Source organism: Nocardiopsis synnemataformans, assembly GCF_965343085.1.
In the GTDB taxonomy this organism is placed as follows: domain Bacteria; phylum Actinomycetota; class Actinomycetes; order Streptosporangiales; family Streptosporangiaceae; genus Nocardiopsis; species Nocardiopsis alborubida.
In genome coordinates this window covers 1-17192 of the sequence record NZ_CBDRFA010000121.1, presented here as the reverse complement: position 1 = coordinate 17192, position 17192 = coordinate 1, and the positions used below count along the sequence as shown (strand labels likewise).

The following is a 17192-nucleotide window of genomic DNA, read 5'->3' as shown; positions in this document are numbered from 1 at the left end:
CGAGGGGCCCGACGTTACGCGTTGGGCCCCTCGTCTTGTGCCTGGTCCCAGTTCTAGGCTCAACGGCACAACATGACAGCGCCCCCGCTTTCCCTACATGGGGAAGCGGTGCGGCTGTTCGCGTTCCCGGAGTCTAGTGCGGGATTCCGTCGATCAGGTCGCGCCCGCCCTTGCGCAGCAGGGTCGCGCCGACGTACGAGCCGAGCTCGGCCGCGCGCTCGGGCTTGTCCCACTCCTGCGCGTACACCCAATCCGAGCCGTCTCGCGTGAACACCTTCCCGAACAGTGAGATCTGCCCGTCGGGGGTGGTGGTGGCGTGTCCAGCGATCGGCGAATTGCAGTGGCCGCGGAGCACGCCCAACATGGTCCGCTCGGCCGTGATGTGCACGCGCGTCTCGGCGTCGTCGAGCTCCTTCAACAGCTCGTCGACGCCGTGATCGGACGCGCGGCACTCCAGTCCGAGGACGCTCGCACCGACGGCCGGACACATCATGTCGAGCGGCAACAGCTCGACCGCGCGGTGCGCGAGCTCGGCGCGTTGGAGTCCCGCGTAGGCGAGTACCGCGGCGTCGAACTCGCCCTCGTCGAGTCTGGCTATCCGCGAGTTGATGTTCCCGCGGAAGTACTCGGTCCGAAGGTGCGGGTAGTGCTGTCCGAGCTGCGCGCGCCGACGTACCGCGGACGTGCCCACGCGGGCGCCCGGGGGGAGGTCGGCGAGGCTGCGCGCTTTCGACGTCGTCGGCACGAGCAGGCAGTCGCGGGGGTCCTCACGAGGCAGGTACGCCGACCAGGTGAACCCGTCCGGCCTCGGCACATCACCCGGGACGTCCTTCATGCAGTGCACGCAGAGGTCGACTTCGCCGAGGGCGAGCGCGCGGTCGAGTTCCTTCATGAACGCGCCCTTACCACCGAGCACGCTGAGATCGCCGCGCCACTTGTCGCCCGCGGTCGTGATCGGCACGATCTCGGTCGGCAGGTCGGGCAAGGTCGCCCTGACCAGGGCTTGCACCTGTCGGGCCTGAGCCATTGCCAGGGGCGAGGAGCGGGTGCCGATGCGGAGCGGCGGACGGTCGTCGAGCATGCGACCAAAGTACTCGGCTACGCCGACCGACCGCATACGTTCGGGCAGGTCAACGGCATTACGACGGGTTGTCGCAATCTCAGGCACGGGGGGTCTTCCTTCCTGAACGGTGGGGGGAGAGGGCCCCCGAGGTCGACCTCGGGGACCCGTACCCGACTAGGGCGTGTATGACGGATCTAGATTCTCGGGTCTGTGGCCCCCAGCGCCGGGTACAACCGGGTGTATGAGCCGCAGATTCGAGCTCACTGACGAAGAGTGGGACCTGATCCAGCCCTTCCTGCCCCCGATCCAAGCCCAACGCGGCGGACGCTGGCGCGACCACCGCCAGGTCCTCAACGCCATCATCTACCGCACCCGCACCGGCATCCCCTGGCGCGACCTGCCCGAACGCTACGGCCCCTGGAGCACCGCCCACCAACGCCTACTGCGCTGGGAAGCCGACGGCACCTGGGCGCGCATCGAAGAGCACCTCATCGACACCGGCGAGGCCAACCTGGATGCCCAGATCGACTCCACCGTCGTGCGCGCCCACTCCCACGCCGCCGGAGCCCGAAAAAGGGGGACAGCCCTGAGGACTCACGAGCCGCCCAGGGCCTGGGCAAGTCCAGAGCAGGACTGAGCACCAAGGTCCACACCATCTGCGAGGGCACCGGCCACCCCCTGGTCACCACCCTCACTCCGGGCCAGGACTCCGACACGTTGCAGTTGCCGGTGTTGCTGGGGCCGGTACGCGTCAACAAGCCCGGGCCCGGCCGTCCCCGCACCCGCCTGAATTCCCTGGCCGGGGACAGGGCCTACAGCTCCAAAGCCAACAGGGACACCTTGCGCACCACGCGGACCCGGTGCACCATCCCCGAGCGCGAGGACCAAAAGACCAACCGCCGCAACCGCGGCTCGACCGGCGGCAGGCCGCCTGACTTCGACCGGCAGGCCTACCGTCAGCGCAACCGGGTGGAGCGGCTGATGAACCGGCGCAAGCAGTTCAGGGCGCTGGCCACGCGATATGACAAGCTCGCCACGACTTACCGGTCCACCGTCAGGGTCGCGGACATTCTCATCCGGCTACGCGCACGACCCGACCGGCCCAGAACCCAAGATCCGTCATACACGCCCTAGAGGACTTCCACTTCCAAGCAACTGCCCATGCCAGGCCCACCACAGCGGCGCGCCCCGAGACCGCTTTCTCGGGGCGCGCCGGCCGGGGACCGCGGCCGTTGACGGGGCACAGTGGCTCAGCGCCGCCAGTGCACCTGCTGAAGCAGCTTGTTGGGTGTGCCATCGGTCGGCACACCGGTGAGCGTGCCGGACACGGCCGAGTGGTCCAGCGCCCTGTCCACCTGGTCCGGTTCGGCCCTCCGGTGCCGAGCGAGATAGAGCGCCACGACGCCGGAGACGTGAGCCGCCGCCACCGAGGTGCCGGACATGGTGTGGGTCCCCCCGCCCGGCCATGTGGACGTGATGTCCACACCGGGGGCGTAGAGGTCCAAACCCTGCCCATAACTGCTGAACGAGGCGGCCTGGTCGCCGCAGTCGGACGCACCCACGGTGATGGCCTCGGCCACCCGAGCCGGGGAGGCGTTGGCCACGTCGTCCGAGATGGCACCCGCCTCCACCGAATAGGTGATCCCGGAGTCGATGGACCGACGCACCGCGTCGTCGAGCACGTCACTGGGTGGAAGACCGATGACGAAATTGACCACCGACGGTCCGGAAGCGTTCTCGGTGACCCAGTCGATCCCGTCCAGCAGTCCGTCGAGGGTGCCGCCGCCTTCGGCGTTGACCACCTTCACCGAGATCAGGGTCGCTTTCCTGGCCACTCCGTGCTCGGTACCGCCCACGATTCCGGCCATGTGGGTGCCATGGCCGTTGTCATCGTCTCCGTTCCCCCCGAACGCGTCGAAACCGGGCCTGGCGCGCGGCCAGAGGTCGGGGTGGTCGTAGTCGATGCCCGTGTCGATCATGTAGACGTCCACGCCGGCGCCGGCGGGGGCGGGATAGGAATAGGAGTCGTCGAGCGGAAGCGAGGGCTGATCGATCCGGTCCAGCCCGCAGGAGGGCGGTCCCGACCGCGTCCGCAGGCTCGGGTTCACGCGTACGACGGTGTTCTGCTCCACCAACCGCACAGACGGGTCGGTGGCGAGCCGCCGCGCCTGCTCCTCCTCGGCCTCGATGAGCGCCCCGTTCAGAACGTTGTCGTACTCCTTGACCACTCGCGCGCCGTACTCGCCAACAACGTCCGGTCCACTCCCTTCCTCGAACTCCACGATGTAGCTACCGCTCACCGCACCGGAACTCCCTGCGTTGACAATGGTTCCGTTCTCTTGGGCGTATCCCGGGGCGGCCAGCGTGCCGACGCCAAGTGCAGTGCCCATGGCGAGAGCGGTGACGACCTTCGTACGTCGAACGGCCGACGAAGCTGTTCGCACTTTTTCTCCTCGCGGTGCGATCCGGTGATATTCGCCGCGGCGCGGGGGCAGGCGGCCGCGGGGGGTGGCGGTGCCGCGATGAGCCCCATCGTGCCCATCGCGGATCGCCACCGGTCCTGTGTCCTCCGTCGTGGCTCCGGCCGCTACTCGGCGTGCGCCTCGGCGGGTGTCACCAGGTGGCCGGTCCCACTGAGGGTGGCCAGATCGATGTCGGCCACGCAGCGAGCCTCCACGTAGTTCAGCGTCATCGTCCCTTCGACGTGCACCGTCCCGACACCGGCCGCGAAGTCCGCCCCGCCGATGTCCGTGGCGCTCTCGTCGATCCTCACGCCCAGGTCGGTCCCCCCACGTGAATCGGGGAACTTGATAAACACATAACCCAGCTCGGTGATGCGCCGCTGAAGCTCTTCCACAGAGGGGGAAGGGCCGCCGACGACGACGTTCTGCCCTTCCACGGAGAGACGTTCGACGAGATCGTCCATGACATGGCTCCTCTACAACCGCTACAGAATTCTCTGGGAGTGATCGCGTACGGTGCGTCACTCAATGGTTCGGCTACGCGTCGGAGACCTGTCCCGCCGACTCCATCTGCTTGCGCAGGCTCCGGGGGCGCATGTCGGTCCAGACCTCCTTGACGAAGGCGAGGCAGTCCTCTCGGGTACCGCTGGTACCCGTGTCCTCCCAACCCGCGGGGATGTCCAGGTAGGACGGCCACAGGGAATACTGCTCCTCGTCGTTGACGAGGACCTTCATGTCGGGTTCGGACATTTTCATGCTCCATTCTCTTCTGCATGGACTGTTGTCGACGCCTGCTGCCTACAGCCCCACAAGGGGTGAAAGGCGGGGGAACAGATTCTGGACCCTTTACTGGAAGAGCCAGGGCGCTTCCTTCCTGCGGGACTCCTCGTAGGCGAAGACGTCCTCCATGTGCGAGAGCGACCAACTGATGTTGTCCAGGCCCTCCATGGCGACGTACTTCTTGAACGGATCGATCTCGAAGCGGTACTTGTGCCCCTCCGATGCCGTCACCGTCTGAGCTGGGAGGTCGATGCTCAGATTGACGGGTCCCGGATCGATGGACTTCTGGATGTCCACCACCTCGGACGGCGCCAGAACAATCGGAAGGATATTGCTGTTGAAGCAGTTGTTGTAGAAGATATCGGCGAAGCTCGGAGCGATGATGCAGAGAAAGCCGTACTCCCTCAGTGCCCAGGGAGCGTGCTCCCGAGAGGAACCACAGCCGAAGTTCTCATTCGCCACGAGAATGCTCGCACCCTTGTACCCGGGCTGGTTCAGCGCGAAGTCCGGGTTGAGCGTCCGACCGTCCTTGAGAAATCGCCAGTTGGCGAAGAGGTATTTCCCGAACCCGGCACGATGGATCGACTTCAAAAAGCGCGCCGGAATGATGTCGTCAGTGTTCACGTCAGCCCGCGCCAGCGGCGCAGCGATTCCATTGTGGATGGTGAATTTATGCACGGAACCCCTTTCCCTACATGCCGCGGACGTCGGCGAAGCGACCCGTCACAGCGGTCGCGGCCGCAGTGGCCGGACTGACCAGATGGGTTCTGCCCCCGCGCCCCTGTCGTCCTTCGAAATTGCGGTTACTGGTCGAGGCACAGCGTTCGCCCGCCACCAGGTGATCACCATTCATGGCGATGCACATGCTGCATCCGGGCTCACGCCACTCAAAGCCGGCCTGACGGAAGATGTCCGCCAGCCCTTCCTCTTCGGCCTGCCGGCGAACGCCCATCGAGCCGGGAACGACGATGGCGCGCACGTCGGGAGCGACCCGCCTGCCGGCGACATAACCGGCCGCGGTGCGAAGATCCTCCACGCGCGAGTTGGTACAGGACCCGATGAAGACGGTGTCGACCTTGACGTCCTGAAGGCGCTGGCCCGGTTCCAGGCCCATGTACTCCAGGGCCTGCTCGATACCCGCGCGGGCCACCGGGTCGCTCTCCTCGTCCGGGTCCGGGACCGTCCCGGTGACGTCGGTCACCATGCCCGGAGTGGTCCCCCAGGTCACCTGCGGCGCCAGGTCCTCGACGTCCAGCCGGTACTCCGCGTCGAAGCGGGCACCCGGATCGGTGGCGAGCGACTTCCACTGTTCCGCCGCGAGCTCGAACAGGTCGTCGGCGGGCGCGAAACGCCGACCGCGCACATACTCGATCGTGACGTCGTCGGGGGCCACCATGCCCGCTCTCGCCCCGGCCTCGATCGCCATGTTGCACAGCGTCATCCGGCCCTCGATCGTCAGGGAGCCGACGGCCGAACCGCTGAACTCGATGACGTGGTGTGTGCCGACGTCGGTTCCGAGCCTGCCGATCATCGCGAGAGCGAGATCCTTCGCGCTCACGCCGGGCGCCGGCGTCCCGTCGATCCGGATGTTCATCGTCTTGGGTTTGCTCTGCAGCAGGCACTGAGTGGCCAGCACGTGCTCCACTTCGCTGGTTCCGATGCCGACCGCGAAGATCCCGAGCGCACCGTGGGTGGAGGTGTGGGAGTCACCGCACACGACCGTCATGCCGGGCAGTGACAGTCCCAGTTCCGGGCCCACCACGTGCACGATGCCCTGGTCCGCGTCGTTCATGTCGAGGAGTGCGACTCCGAAGTCCCGTGCGTTGTCCTCCATCGTCCGGATGCACATGGCACTCTGGTCGTCCACGACATCGATGAGACTGCGTCCCGGTACGGTGGGGACGTTGTGGTCGATCACGGCGACGACCGTCTCGGGACGGTGGACCGGCAGGCCGCGCGTCCTCAGCCCGGCGAAGGCCTGCGGCGACGTCGCTTCGTGGGTGAGATGCCGATCGATGTAGAGCATCGGCACTTCTCCGGGTTGGTCACGCACGACGTGCGCGTCCCAGATCTTCTCGAACATTGTTCGGGGCATGGTCAAGCCCTCCAAGTCTGCCTGTCGCAACGTCTAGGACCTTTCAGACTCCATACGGAGCCGCCGCCTCGGCGCAGCTCGCCTCCAGCTCGTCCTGAGTCAGTTCGCGACCCAGACGGTTGGCGAGGGAGAGGGTCCGCTCGACGGCTTCCGACGTGAGCTGCTGGGGATCGCCCCCGCTGTTCAGGTAGGCGAGCCGCACGGTGCTCTGACCGCTCCACGGGCTGACGCTCACGGACTGGGTGCCGCCGACGGCGACCGGGTCGACGGCCGAGTACACGGTGCCGGCCATCTCCCGCAGCTTGCCCTCCAGCACGAAGTCCCCCTTGTCCCGGGCGTTGTCGGCCAGTCGGTGGGCCTTGAGGATGGCGTCGGTGTGAATGCCCGAGGACGTGTGGCTGTAGCGCTTGCCGAGAACTCCGTGTTCGGGGGCGGTCACCCCGACCATGTCCTCGTAGCACGAGATCAGATCGAGCAGCCGCGACAACGCCCATCGGGGGGAGAGGCCGGCCTCCGCCTCGATGGTGGAGAGATTCAGCACGACTTCCTCCAGCGAGGTGTTGCCTGAGCGCTCACCGACGCCGCGCGAGACGACGTGGATACGGTCGGCGCCGGCCGCCGCCGCCACCATCGCGTTGCTCAACGCGTTGCCGGTGTCCCGGTGACCGTGCCAGTCCAACTTCACGTCGGGCGCGCCCAGGGCCTGCAGTTCCTCACGGATGAAGCGCACGAGGCGAAAGGTGCCGAGTGGCCGGATCGTGCCGATGGTGTCGGCCAGAGCAATGCAATAGGCACCGCCCTCGACCTGGGCCCGGACGATGGCTCGGACGTCCTCGGGGGAGGTCTGCGTGGTGTGCTCGGTTCCCGCGATGACGGGAACACCCATCTCCACGGTCTTCCTGATGAACGTGTCCAGCTTGTTCAGGATGAAGCCCATGTCCCAGCCCTGCACGAGCCTTCGGGACGGGGCACTGCCCATGAACACGACCGCCTCGAGGTCCGGATGGATCTCCTTGCACTCGAGGGTCCACTTGAGTGAGTCCTCCGTGCACATGGAGAGCACGGACGGCACGATGGAGGGAGTCTCCACCCTCATCCGCGCGAGAAGCTCCTTCATCCTCGTATCGAGGAAGGTGGCGTTACCTGGGAAAATGCCGACACAGGCGTACTTGACGCCGAAGGAGTCGAGCAGGGTCAGGTATCGGATCATCTCGTCGACCGACGGGTATCCCGAGATGCCCTGAAGGCCGTCCCTCAGGCACTCCGAGACGATCTCCACTTCGGCGGCCTGCGAGGCGGACGGCTCGAAGGGAATGTTCGTCAGAAACGGGGAGAGAGGGCTCTCCTCGTTGTTCCAGTTGAAGTTCATCGGCGCATCGACGACATCCGCCTCTGCGATCGTGCTGCCCGTTAAGTTAGCAGTACCCTTCTGCATCATCTCTCCTTACGAGAAGAAACTTCACTCGTCATCCCTGCCCGTTATCAATCCATCGCGACGGGCAGGATGCCGACCGAGAAACGGATGTAGTTGTCTGAGTAACCGAAGGTCGAACCGGGTATTCCAGCGACCCCGGTCTTCTCGAAGACGGCAAAGCAGTCCACCCCTGGCCTGAGCCTGCTCCAGTTGTAGATAGTCGCATCGTTATCGAGATAAAGGTGCTCGAAAAGTCCGTGCTCCTTGTCGAAGGACTCCAGTTGCCGGCGCAGCATGCTCCTGCGCAGCCGGTAGAGCGCGCGGATCTTGCCGATCAACTCGGGACGGGCCCGGAAAAGAGCGTGGTAGGCCATGAAGCGCAGCTGCCACTCCCCAGGCAGTGAGGCGACACTGTTCGTCCAGCTCGAACCCATGGCGGAAGCGAATTCGGCATCACCGAAAAGCACCCAGCCGAACCTCTCACCGGTCAGCGTGTGCGTTTTGGACCAGCTGCTCACGTAGATCGTCCGGTCAGCGATATCAGTCGCCGACGCCAGGCTCAGCATGCGCGCCCGGTCCTCGGCGGGCAGACCCGTTCCGACATAGGCGAGGTCGGCGAGGAGATGAACACGGCGTCCTTCGCGGGCGAAGTTCCGCAGGACCCCCTGAATAGCCAGGAGCTCGTCAGGCGAATACGCGAAAGTCGTCGGATTGTTCGTGACCGCCAGGTAGACGACCGTGATGTCCAGGTTCTCCTCAAGACTCTGGGATAGCAGCGGAGCCGTCAGTTTGAAGTCGTCCTCGGCCCGGGTGCGGACAGAATGCAGTCGGTAGCCGTAGGCGGCGGCCTGCATCTCGGGAATGTTGAATCCGGGGGCGGCGAAGAGAACCGCGCCCGGCGGCCGCGACTGAAGCCGGGCAAGGTGGGCGATACCACGCAGAACCTTGTCGATGCAGTCCGCCGCGCCCAGCCCGAGGGCGACGTGCCGCTCCGAGGCAAACAGCCCCCATTGCTGCATGTCCTCGGCCAGCAGGCCGCGCAACAAGGGATTGCCGACGCTGTGGATGTCGTACACGCGCGGGTCGTAGCCAATGGAGAGCAGCCGCCGCTCCGCGGTCACCATCTGCTCACGGAGCCAGCGGTGGCCCTCGCCCGGAGCGATGTACCCGTTCACGTCCTCTCCGGGCAGCGCTATACCGAGTTCCTCCGCCAATGACCGGAAATCAGCGGGTCCGGCTGGCGCTCCCTCACACTCAGTGATGCGACGCACATTGATGTCGCCGATCGTCCGGTTGACGATCTCCTGCCTGATGACCGTGGGATCGAAATCGCGTTCTGCGAATTCGCGTTCCAGGTCCTGGACAATTCGCGCCATCACTCGGATGGGTGGCTCCAAGCCCGCGTCCAGGTCAGATCTGAGTTTTTGCAGCATCTCCTTCCGGGATCGCCTGATGAGCAGGCGCTGCTCTTGGATCGCGATCCCGGCCGTCGAGGAGGAGCTCTGCGGCTTCATGGGCGGGAAACCTCCGTCTCACAGTTCGTACAGCAGGTCATACAGATCACGATTTCAGCACCGAATCAGCGTGTCGTGGATTCGATCACCCATTTCACGGGTTCCGATCACCCTGCACCTGCTCTCGTGGATGTCCACCGTCCGGTATCCCTCACGGACGACCTCTTCGACGGCCGTCTCAATGGCCACGGCCTCCCTGACCAGTCCCAAGGAATGGCGCAACAGCATGGCGGCGGACAAAATCGCGCCGATGGGGTTGGCCCTGTCCTGGCCGGCGATATCCGGGGCGGAGCCATGAACGGGCTCGTACAATCCGAAGAGGCCGCCCTCGGTACGCCGCGTACCCAGACTCGCCGACGGGAGCATGCCGATCGACCCCGTGAGCATCGACGCCTCGTCGGTCAGAATGTCTCCGAACAGATTCTCGGTGACCACGACGTCGAAGCTCGCGGGATTCCTCATCAGCTCCATGGCACAGGTGTCGACAAGCATGTGCTCGTACTCCACCGTGGGGTGGTCGCGGGCCACCTGGTCCACGACCTCCCGCCACAGGACCGAGGAGCTGAGCACGTTGGCCTTGTCCACCGAGGTCACCTTGCCTCCGCGTTGGACGGCGATCTCGAACGCCTTCCGCACGGCACGCTCAATCTCTCGATCGGTGTAGAGGAGCGTGTCGACGGCCTCTGTGCCCGAAGCCGTGCGGCGGATTTCGCTGGGCTTGCCCGGAACGGATTCCAAGCGTCCGTAGTAGAGGCCGGCTGACAGCTCCCGGACGAAGACCATGTCCGTGTCCTTGAGATGCTCCGGTTTCAACGGAGAGGCGCCGTACATCGATTCGCCGGGGCGAACCGGACGAAGGTTGACGAAGAAGTCGAACTCCTTACGGAGGCGGAAAAGCGCCTGTTCCGGCCGGGGACCGCCGCTGCGGCCTTGTCCAGCCGGCAGGCCGCCGACCGCGCCGAAGAGGATGGCGTCGCTCTGCGCGCACATCTCGAACGTGGAGTCCGAGATCGCCGCCCCCTCAGCCTCGATGGCGTCGATTCCCACCAGGCCCTGGCGGACCTCGAAGGAGTGTCCGAACACGCCTTCTACGGCCCGCAGCACCCGGAGGGCCTGCGTGGTCACCTCGGGACCGACACCATCCCCCTGCAGCACAGTGATCGTGGCATTGCTCATCGGGTCAGGACCTTTCGCATCCGGGCATGCTCGTCGTGGGCGTATTCATGGCCTACCTCGCGAATCAGGATCGGGTCTAGGCCTTCTCTTTCGCCTTGGAGTCCTTCGTTTCGGAGTGGAAGGAGAGCAGCTGGTCGACGATGGATCCGCGCCAGCAGACCATGTCGTGACCACCTGTGTATTCGGAGTAGTCGACTTCGTAGCCCTTCTGAAGAAGGACATCCCGCATATTCCGGTGCGTGGCCATCGGGTCGTATTCCATAATGGCCTGCTCCATGCTCCCGATCGTCATCGAGAACCGGATGGGGAGCGTACGGGTCTCCTTGAACCTCTGGGTCAGCCACTCGTCCTCGATACCCGGAACACCGTTCCCCGGCCACCAGAAGGAACCCGATTGGGAGATGACGTTGCCGAACCTTTCAGGGGATTCGAATGCGGCGTACGCCGCAGCCAGGCCGCCGAAGCAGGAGCCGCCGACGACCGTGCGCGCAGGATCCGCCGTGACGTGGTAGTTCTCGTGGACCCACGGCATGAGCTCGTCGTTCAGGAAGTCGACGAACGGACGGTGGCAGGGTAGTTCGCGAGCGCGGATATCCTGGTCCTCGTTGGTGTGCATGACGAGGATATAGGGGGGAATCCGCCGCGTGTAGAGCAGGTTGTCCAGGACGGTCGCAATGGAGGCGAAGTTATAATAGGACCATCCGTCGAAGAGGAGGAACACATCGTATTCACCTCCTTCGGTGTCGTATCCGGGTGGGGTGTGGACAGCGATGTGGTGCCGCGTCTTCAGGCTCGAGCTCTGCATCGAGTGCATGTGGCTCTTGCCCTTCGGCACACCGCGGCGCGGAATATTCCACGGCTGTTTCGGCGCTCCGGGAAGCTCCAGGACTGACACCTTGAACTCGTTCGGATTCCCCAGAAGCGTGTAGTCCTTGGGATTCAGCGGATCCGTCCGGTACTCGGGCAGGCGCCGCAGAACCTCCGCATAGGTTTTGAACGGCACGAGTGGGTCGTTGACCGAGAACAGATAGGTCGTCCGAAGCTCCGAGGGCAGGGAATAGGACTTGTACCAGAGATCGGTGCCCGGAACGTTGACCATCCGGTATTCACTGAAGTCGTCGGTACTCGGTGCGCTGAAGAAGAACACCAGCACGTTCTTGGTGTCCCCTGGGTCCCGCCACAGGAACGTGGCCAAGGCCTGTGACCCGTCATCACCGACCTGCTCCATCAGCGGCGCACCGGACTCGGCGATCTCCTTCCAGAACTCGTCCAAAGCGTTCTGGTCTCCGGCCTCGACATCGGCCGCGAGCCGGGAGATTCTCGGGCTTGCAATGGACGTTCCCTGGTCGAGCATTTCCGTTCCTCCTACTGCCTTACAGGTGCGATGGGTACGAGGCGGCGCGAGGTGGGTCCTCAGAACAGATCGAACAGTTCCGCGGCGTCTGCCTCCTCTTCGTCGCCGTGGTCGACGCTGTGGTCGATGACGTGCGCGAGCGCCTCGATCGTCCTGTTCTGGAAGACCGTCGGAAGCATGAGCGCGATACCCCATCGCTCCTGGACTTCGGTCGACATGGAGGCCACGAGGAGTGAATGCCCACCAAGGTCGAAAAAGTCGTCCTGGATGCCCACCTGCTCCACACCCAGCAGGGTCGCCCAGAGCTCCGCAAGAACCTTTTCGGTAGCGGTCCGGGGAGCGACGTAGCTGACACCGTCCTGTGTCTGCTGCACGATCTCCGACAAAGAGGGCAGAGCCTTCCGGTCCACTTTGCCGTTCGGACTCAGCGGGAATTCTTCCAGCGGTACGAAGAACGCGGGCACCATGTATTCGGGAAGTCGTTCGAGGAGATGGGCCCTCAGGCCGTCCCGGGCCACCTCCTGGCCCGCCCTCAGCGTGTGGAAGGCGATCAGCCGTTTGTCGGTCGGCCCGGCCTCGTGCACAACGACCAGGCACGACCGAATGGCCCGGTGTTCGGCGAGTACGGCCTCGATCTCCTCGATCTCGATTCGGTAGCCGCGGATCTTGATCTGGTGGTCCTTGCGCCCCGCGTACTCGATGGTGCCATCGGGCTGATACCTGGCCAGGTCTCCTGTGGCGTACAGGCGGCCGTGGCCGAAGGGGTCGGCCACGAACCGCTCAGCGGTCAGATCCGGGCGTCCCGCGTAGCCGCGGGCGAGTTGGACACCACCGATGTACAGCTCACCGATGACGCCATCAGGGACTGGCACCATCGCCTCGTCCAGGATGTACAGCCGCGTATTGGCCACTGGCCGACCGATGGGCACGGTGTGCGCCCCAGGGATGTTCCGGCATTCCCAGAAGCTGACATCGACCGATGCCTCCGTGGGCCCGTAGAGATTGTGCAGCCGCGTGTTCGGCAACGCTTGCTGAAACCGCTCCTGGACATCGAGCGGAAGGGCCTCGCCACTGCACACCACGTGGCGGACTCCTTCGCAGTGCCGGGCCACGCCCGGCTGCTGTAGGAACGCCTGCAACATCGAGGGAACGAAGTGGAGGACACTGATGGCCTGCTCTTCGATCAACTCGGCCAGGTAGGCGGGATCACGGTGTCCCTCGGGCCGTGCGATGTGAAGCCGCGCACCGGTGATGACAGGCCAGAAGAACTCCCAGACCGATACATCGAAGCTGTAGGGGGTCTTCTGCAGCACCCGGTCGTGATCGCGCAGGCCGTAGGCATCCTGCATCCAGAGCAGGCGGTTGCAGATGCCGCGGTGGGACAGCATCGCACCTTTGGGCTTGCCTGTGGAGCCGGACGTGTAGATGACATAGGCCAGGTTGTCCGGTCCCACGGTCACGTCCATGGGTTCGGGGCTCGCGTCCAGCCACGCGGTGTCCCGGTCGCCAAGCTCGATGAGCCGGACTCCCCGTTCTCTCAGGACGTCGGCGTGGTCTACCGTGCCCGGTCCCACCAGGGCGACCACGATGTGGGCGTCCTTGGCGATGAACGCGAGCCGTTCCGACGGGTGGTCGGGGTCCAGAGGTACATAGGCGCCGCCTGCCTTGAGCACCGCGAGAAGGCTGACCTCGAGGTCGAGTGATCGGTGCATGCACACGCCAACGTGTGTTTCCGGTCCCACTCCGTAATCGCGCAGTGTGTGTGCCAGCCGGTTGGCGCGTCGGTCCAGTTCGGCGTAGCTCAGATGCTGGTCCTCAAAGGACAGCGCGATGCGGTCAGGGGTCTCGCGGACCTGTTCCTCGAAGAGATGGTGGAGACACACGGGCCGCAGGGCGCCCTCGTCATATGTGGCGTTGCGCTCCTGCACGATCTCCGCCCGTTCCTCGGCGGAGAGGATCCCGAGCCGGGTGATGGGCGTCTGGGGCGCGGCCAGAGCCTCCTCGATGAGGTTGTGCAGGTGCTCGCCCATGCGGGCGATGGTGTCCTGCTCGAAGAGACCGGTGCTGTACTCGAAGTTGAACTGCAGCTCTCCATCCCTTTGCTGGATACTGAGGCCGAGGTCGAACTTCGAGACGCCGATGCCGGCGTCGGTGACGTCATGGATCCAGGCCGGTTGCTCCTGCTCCTGGGGCGCGTCATCGAAGAGCTTGTCCAGTCCGGTGAACATCACCTGGAACACCGGGTTGTAGCTCAGACTGCGCTCGGGCCTCAGTTCCTCGACGATCCGTTCGAACGGCACCTCCTGATGGCTCTGTGCCTCCAGGAGGTTCCATCGCACCTGCTGGAGCACCTCCGAGAAGGTCGGGTTTCCCCGCAGGTCCACGCACAGGGCCACGGTGTTCACCAGGAACCCGATCAGAGGCTCGGTCTCAACCCGGTTGCGGTTGGCCACCGGGATGCCGATCGTCACCTTGTCCTGCCCGCTGTGGCGCGAGAGAAGGACCGCGAAGGCACTCAGCACCGCGATGAAGTGCGTCGTCCGGTTCTCACTGCTGAGCTGTTTGAGCCGCTCGTTGAGTTCCGACGGCAGCGAGCACGTGTAATTGGCGCCCCGGTAGTCCTGCACTGCCGGCCGGGGGTGGTCGGTGGGCAGCGACAGCAGGGCGGGCGCCTGCGCCAGGTGCTCCTTCCAGAACCGCAGGTGCGTCTGCAGGTGCTCCTCCTGCATCCACTGCTGCTGCCACACCGCGTAGTCGGCGTACTGCACGGCCAGCGGGGCGGGCATGACCGGGTCATCCGTCCCGAGAGCGTCATAGGCCCGCAGCAGCTCCTCGTTGAGGATGCGGACCGAGAAACCGTCGACGATCGCGTGGTGGCCGCTGAAGGCCAGGAGTGCCTCGCTGTCGGACAGGTGAATGAGCATCGTGCGGAACAGCGGCCCCTCGGCGAGATCGAAGGGCTGGGTCCACAGATCGCGCGTGATCTCCTTCACCAGCTCCGGTCGTCGCTCCGCCGGCTCCTCTGACAGATCCGCTTCGGAAAGGATGACGGTCCCCGAATCAGCAATGTCCTGCCACACCCGTCCGCGGTGCTCTCGGAAGGTGGTCCGCAGTGTCTCGTGCCGCGCGACCAAGGCCTCCAGCGCCAGCCCCAATCTTGCGGAATCAACGGCGGCGGGCCGGTGGAGCAGCCAGCCCACCGTGTACAGGGAGCTGTTCGGGTGCAGGCGGTCCATGTACCAGACCCGTTGCTGGTCGAACGTGGCGGGAATGGGCTCATCGCGTGCCACGCGCACCAAGGGCACGGCCTCGTGCGGGTCCTGTTCCCGCATGAGACGGTCCAGTTCGGCGGCGGCCGCGGAGACGGTCGGCCGCTCGAACAGGACACGGACTGGCAACTCGACCCCGAACGCCTGCTGGACGCGAGCCACGACCTTCACCGCGATCAGCGAATGTCCGCCCAGACTGAAGAAGTCGTCGAAGATGCCGACGGGTCCGCGATCCAGCACTTCCTCCCAGACCGCGGCCAACAGCGCCTCGGTCTTGGTCCGCGGCAGCGCTCCGTCGGAGGGTGCGGACACCGAGCTCTCCTCGGGCAACGGGAGCACCCGCCGATTCAGCTTGCCGTTGCTCGTCAGGGGAAGCTCGTCGAGGTAGACGAAGTCCGAAGGGACCATGTACGACGGCAACTGCCTCTTCAGGTGGGCCCGGAGCATCTCAGTGGCGTCCCCGGGTTCCCCTTCAAGCACCGCATAGGCGACCAGGCGCTTGCCCGTTCCATCCGGTTGGGCGAGCACGGCGCAGCTCTGGACCAGCGGATGCTGGTCGAGTACCGTCTGGATCTCCCCGAGCTCCATCCTGAAGCCCCGGATCTTCACCTGGCCGTCGATACGACCAACGAACTCGATGTTTCCGTCGGCGAGGTGTCTGACGATGTCCCCGCTCTTGTAGAGGCGGCTTCCGGGCTCTCCGCTGAACGGATCGGCGACGAAGCTCTCGGCGGTCAGGTCGGGACGGTTCATGTAGCCCCGAGTCACTCCGACACCCCCGATGTAGAGCTCACCGGGCACCCCGACCGGTACGGGCTGCATCCGGGAGTCGAGAACGTAGGTCCGCACGTTCGTGATCGGTCGGCCGATGTGGATGGTGTCCAGATGCTCGTCGGTACGGGTTCCGGTGGCGAAGACCGTCGTCTCGGTCGGGCCGTAGACGTTGAAGAAGTCGCGGCCGGGTGCCCATGTCCGGATGAGGTCCGCCGAGTAGGCCTCACCACCGACGACCAGCGTCCGCAGATCGGGCAGGGGATCCGTGGGCAGAGTGGCCAGGGCACCCGGAGTGAAGCTCAGGATTTCGATGGCCCGTTCGTCCAGGAGATCGTGGAGGTCGGTACCGATCATGCGCGTGTCATTGCGCGGGATGTGCAGTACGCCTCCGGTCACGAGCGGCAGGAGGATCTCCCAGACAGAGAAGTCGAAGCTCAGCGAGGCGACCTGCAGGACGTTCTGCGGCTTGTCGAAGCACGGGTGCTGGCTGATCCACGGCACTACGTGCTGGATGCACCGATGGGCGACCATCACCCCCTTCGGCCTGCCGGTCGACCCCGACGTGTAGATGATGTAGGCGAGGTTCTCCTGTGTGAGGGTCGTCGACGGCTTCTCGGCAGGTTCGGAGACGACGGCGGACCATTCCGAGTCCAGGCAGAGGGTCCTCAGGTCCGCGGTCTCCAGGTCCGGCAGCAGGTGTGACTGTGTGAGGAACAGGCGCACCCTCGCGTCGTCGAGGACGAACGCCATCCGGTCGGCGGGGATGCGCGGGTCCAGGGGGAGGTAGGCTCCGCCCGCCTTGAGGATGCCCAGCAGCCCGACGACGGCCTCCAACGAGCGCTCCAGGCACAGCCCGACCAGGACTTCGGGGCCGACTCCGTTGCGTTGCAGCCAATGTGCCAACTGGTTGGCGCGACCGTTGAGCTCGCCGTAGCTCAGGTGCCCGTCCTCGTGCACCACCGCGACCGCGTCCGGGGTCTCCCGTGCCCTGTCCTCGACGAGTTCGTGCAGATACGCGGCCTCGGTACTGGAAACGGTGTCGGTGCTCCACTCCTCCAGTGCCTGGGTGCGCTCGCCTTCGGTGAGGATGGACACCCGGGCGAGGGGCTCCTGCGGTGCGTCCACCAGATCGCGGCAGACCTGCCGCATATGGGCGAGCACCGCCTCAGCCGTTCGAGCGTCGAACCTTCGACTGTCGTAGAAGAGGTTGATGCCGAGACGTTCTTCGAGGGTGATGACGACGTTGAGCGGATAATGCGTCTGTTCCCGCGAACTTACGTCCGTAAATCGG

The 17192-nt window shown here is 65.2% G+C and carries 12 protein-coding genes; 1 reads left to right on the top strand and 11 read right to left on the bottom strand.

Translation table 11 applies throughout. The annotated features are described in order from the left end of the window. Positions 1–133: 133 nt before the first annotated feature. Positions 134–1168 carry a hydroxymethylbilane synthase gene (gene hemC / locus ACSIH6_RS37880; RefSeq protein ID WP_435113437.1) on the bottom strand — a complete coding sequence of 345 codons (1035 nt, stop codon included), beginning with the start codon at positions 1166–1168 and terminating at the stop codon, positions 134–136. 136 nt (positions 1169–1304) lie between these two features. Between hemC and ACSIH6_RS37875 the strand changes: the two genes are divergently transcribed. Beyond that, positions 1305–2197, top strand: a protein-coding gene (locus ACSIH6_RS37875) for an IS5 family transposase (RefSeq protein ID WP_435113435.1) whose coding sequence is annotated in 2 segments (ribosomal slippage) — positions 1305–1668 and positions 1668–2197 — 894 coding nt in all. Because the reading frame shifts where the segments join, the coding sequence is not laid out codon by codon here. Positions 2198–2313: 116 nt separating this feature from the next. Here the strand turns inward: ACSIH6_RS37875 and ACSIH6_RS37870 are convergent. From ACSIH6_RS37870 to ACSIH6_RS37825, 10 genes are all read right to left on the bottom strand, one after another. Then, complete coding sequence (locus ACSIH6_RS37870) at positions 2314–3363, bottom strand: S8 family peptidase (RefSeq protein WP_435113433.1); 1050 nt, start codon at positions 3361–3363, stop codon at positions 2314–2316. Positions 3364–3650: 287 nt separating this feature from the next. Beyond that, positions 3651–3989 (bottom strand): hypothetical protein, encoded by a 339-nt coding sequence (locus tag ACSIH6_RS37865; RefSeq protein WP_435113431.1) that lies wholly within the window; start codon positions 3987–3989, stop codon positions 3651–3653. Positions 3990–4062: 73 nt separating this feature from the next. Beyond that, positions 4063–4275 (bottom strand): MbtH family protein, encoded by a 213-nt coding sequence (locus tag ACSIH6_RS37860; RefSeq protein ID WP_435113429.1) that lies wholly within the window; start codon positions 4273–4275, stop codon positions 4063–4065. A 96-nt stretch (positions 4276–4371) separates the two neighbouring features. After that, entirely contained in the window at positions 4372–4983 is a 612-nt protein-coding gene (gene leuD / locus ACSIH6_RS37855; RefSeq protein WP_435113427.1) for a 3-isopropylmalate dehydratase small subunit, read from the bottom strand. A 13-nt stretch (positions 4984–4996) separates the two neighbouring features. Then, complete coding sequence (leuC, locus tag ACSIH6_RS37850; RefSeq protein ID WP_435113425.1) at positions 4997–6400, bottom strand: 3-isopropylmalate dehydratase large subunit; 1404 nt, start codon at positions 6398–6400, stop codon at positions 4997–4999. Positions 6401–6443: 43 nt separating this feature from the next. Continuing rightward, positions 6444–7838, bottom strand: coding sequence for a hydroxymethylglutaryl-CoA lyase-like TIM-barrel protein (locus tag ACSIH6_RS37845; RefSeq protein WP_435113423.1), 1395 nt, complete (start codon positions 7836–7838; stop codon positions 6444–6446). A 44-nt stretch (positions 7839–7882) separates the two neighbouring features. Then, positions 7883–9328 carry a pyridoxal phosphate-dependent aminotransferase gene (locus ACSIH6_RS37840; protein WP_435113421.1) on the bottom strand — a complete coding sequence of 482 codons (1446 nt, stop codon included), beginning with the start codon at positions 9326–9328 and terminating at the stop codon, positions 7883–7885. Between the two features lie 54 nt (positions 9329–9382). Then, positions 9383–10504 (bottom strand): 3-isopropylmalate dehydrogenase, encoded by a 1122-nt coding sequence (gene leuB, locus ACSIH6_RS37835; protein WP_435113419.1) that lies wholly within the window; start codon positions 10502–10504, stop codon positions 9383–9385. Between the two features lie 76 nt (positions 10505–10580). Beyond that, positions 10581–11858, bottom strand: a complete 1278-nt coding sequence (fes, locus tag ACSIH6_RS37830; RefSeq protein WP_435113417.1) for an enterochelin esterase — start codon at positions 11856–11858, stop codon at positions 10581–10583. Positions 11859–11917: 59 nt separating this feature from the next. Next, the coding region (locus ACSIH6_RS37825; protein WP_435113415.1) for an amino acid adenylation domain-containing protein at positions 11918–17192 on the bottom strand (5275 nt) is incomplete at its 5' end.